Origin of the sequence: Streptomyces phytophilus (genome assembly GCF_013870535.1) — a bacterium.
In the GTDB taxonomy this organism is placed as follows: domain Bacteria; phylum Actinomycetota; class Actinomycetes; order Streptomycetales; family Streptomycetaceae; genus Streptomyces; species Streptomyces phytophilus.
In genome coordinates, this window is record NZ_JACBXC010001012.1 from 1 (window position 1) to 2,232 (window position 2,232).

At 74.9% G+C, this 2,232-nt stretch carries 2 protein-coding genes and 1 pseudogene; all 3 read right to left on the minus strand.

The genetic code is table 11. The features are described 5' to 3' along the window. A partial coding sequence (locus tag H5J30_RS28375) for an RNA polymerase sigma factor (RefSeq protein WP_181790142.1) occupies positions 1-1,016 on the minus strand: 1,016 nt, incomplete at its 3' end. Beyond that, positions 1,013-1,307 (minus strand): annotated as a pseudogene (locus H5J30_RS28380) (YciI family protein). The gene H5J30_RS28375 and the pseudogene H5J30_RS28380, both read right to left, overlap by 4 nt. 119 nt (positions 1,308-1,426) lie before the next feature. Next, on the minus strand, positions 1,427-2,232 hold an 806-nt coding region (locus H5J30_RS28385; RefSeq protein ID WP_181790143.1), incomplete at its 5' end, for an MFS transporter.

Sequence of the window (2,232 nt, forward strand, 5' to 3'; positions counted from 1 at the left end):
TCGCCCTCGGCCTCGCCCACCGCGACCGCCCGGTTGAGCCGGGCCACCGGGCTGTCGGTGAGGCGTACCAGCTCGTCGTACCACTCGACGATCTGCACCCAGTCCGTCTCCCCCGCCGTCGGCGCGTCGGCGTGGAGGGCGGCGATCGCCGCCTGCGCCTGGAACTCGCCCAGCCGGTCGCGCGCCAGCGCGGCCTGGAGCATCCCGATGCCCTCGGCGATCAGCCCGGTGTCCCACAGCCCGCGGTCCTGCTCGGCGAGCGGCACCAGCCTGCCGTCGGGGGCGGTACGCGCCGGTCGCCGCGCGTGGTGGAGCAGCATGAGCGCCAGCAGCCCCACGACCTCCTCGGCACCACCACCGCCACCGCCCTCACCCGCGCCCGCACCCGCACCCGCACCCGCGGCCCGGGACCCGCCCATCCCACCCGTCACGGCCGCCAGTTGCCGCGTCAGCCGGATCGCCTCGCCGGACAGGTCGACGTCGCCGGAGTAGCCCTCGTTGAACACCAGGTAGAGCACCCGCAGCACCGTCGCGAGGTCCCCGGGCCGGTCGAACCGCACCCCGGAGACCGTCCGCTTGGCCCTGCTGATCCGCTGGCCCATGGTCGCCTCCGGCACCAGGTACGCCCGCGCGATCTGCCGCGTGGTCAGGCCGCCGACCGCGCGCAGCGTCAGCGCGACGGCCGAGGCCGGCGTCAGGGACGGGTGCGCGCACAGGAAGTAGAGCTGGAGCGTGTCGTCGACGGACCCGCCCCCGTCCGGTACGGGCTCCGCGTCGACCTGCTCCTCGCGCCGCCGCCGGGAGGTGTCGGCCCGTACGGCGTCGAGGAACTTGCGCCACGCCACCGTGATCAGCCACCCCTTGGGGTCCCGCGGCGCGTCGTCGTCCGACCAGCCGCGCACGGCCTCGACCAGGGCTTCCTGTACGGCGTCCTCGGCCGCCGCGAAGTCGGCTCCGCGGCGGACGAGAACCCCGATGACCTCGGGCACCAGCTCCCGCAGCAGCGACTCGTTCACTCGGTGGCCGTGGCCTGCACGCCGTACGCCGGGCGGATCTCCAGCCACTCGTGGATCGGCTTGCCGTCCGCGCCAGGCGCCGCGGACAGCTCGGCGGCCAGTTCCAGCGCGCGGTCGTAGGTCTCGACGTCGATCACCATCCAGCCGGCGATCAGGTACCAGCCGGGCGGCGAAGTCGCGCATGTACTGGATGTGGGCCGTGACCTCCTCGGGCCTCCACTGGTCCATCGGTACGTCGTTGACCGCCGCCGGCGCGCCGCGGTAGTGCTTGAGCAGCAGGTACTTCGCCATGATCTTCTCCTTGCCGGGATACGGCCCATTGTGGGCCGCGTTCATCCCTGGGACGCGGCCGCGCGCCGGTTCTCGACATCCCGCGGGAAGAATTTTCCGGCGGGCCGTGCCGTACGCCCTCAGCGCAGCGCGTCCGCGCCCCGGGCCGCCGCCCGCAGGAAGAACGGCACCGTCAGCGCCGAGGCCACCGCGAAGAAGCCGAACGCCGCCCGCGGCCCGGCGAACTCGGCGAGCAGCCCCACCAGCCCGGCGCCCAGCGGCATCGCGCCCCAGGCGAACATCCGGTTCGCGGAGCTGAACCGGCCGAGCATCGCGTCCGGCACCGCCCGCTGGATGACCGTGCGGCTGTTGACCGTCCACAGCGTGCCGCCGAGCCCGCCGAGGAACGCCGCCGCGGCGACGGCGCGCGCGTCCGCGGTGAGCGCCGGGACGGCGGCCATGGCGGCGGTGCCGAGGAGGTCGGCGAGCATCACGCGGCGGCGGCCCAGGAGCCGGTTGAGCCAGGCGACGGTGACGGCGCCGAGGAGCCCGCCGATACCGAGGGCGCTGAGCAGGACGCCGTACTCGCCGGCGGTCAGGCCCATGTCGCGGGTGGCGTAGAGGGGGATCAGCGCGAGCCAGGCGCCCCAGGTGCCGGAGAGCACGGTGAGGATGAGGGAGAGGGAGCGCAGCAGGCGGTGCTGCCAGAGGTAGCGCAGCCCTTCGGCGATCTGCCCGTTGACGGTGGTGGCGGGCGCCGCAGCCTCACGGCCGCCCTCGTACGCGGCAACACCCCCGGCACCGGAGGCGCCCTCAGCACCGGAGGCACCCGCCCGGAACCGCCCCACGAGCAGCAGCAGCACGAGCGCCGCGGCGGCGTACGCGACCCAGGTCGCCCCCAGCGCGTACCCGGCGCCCAGCGCGATGAGCAGCCCGCCGACGAACG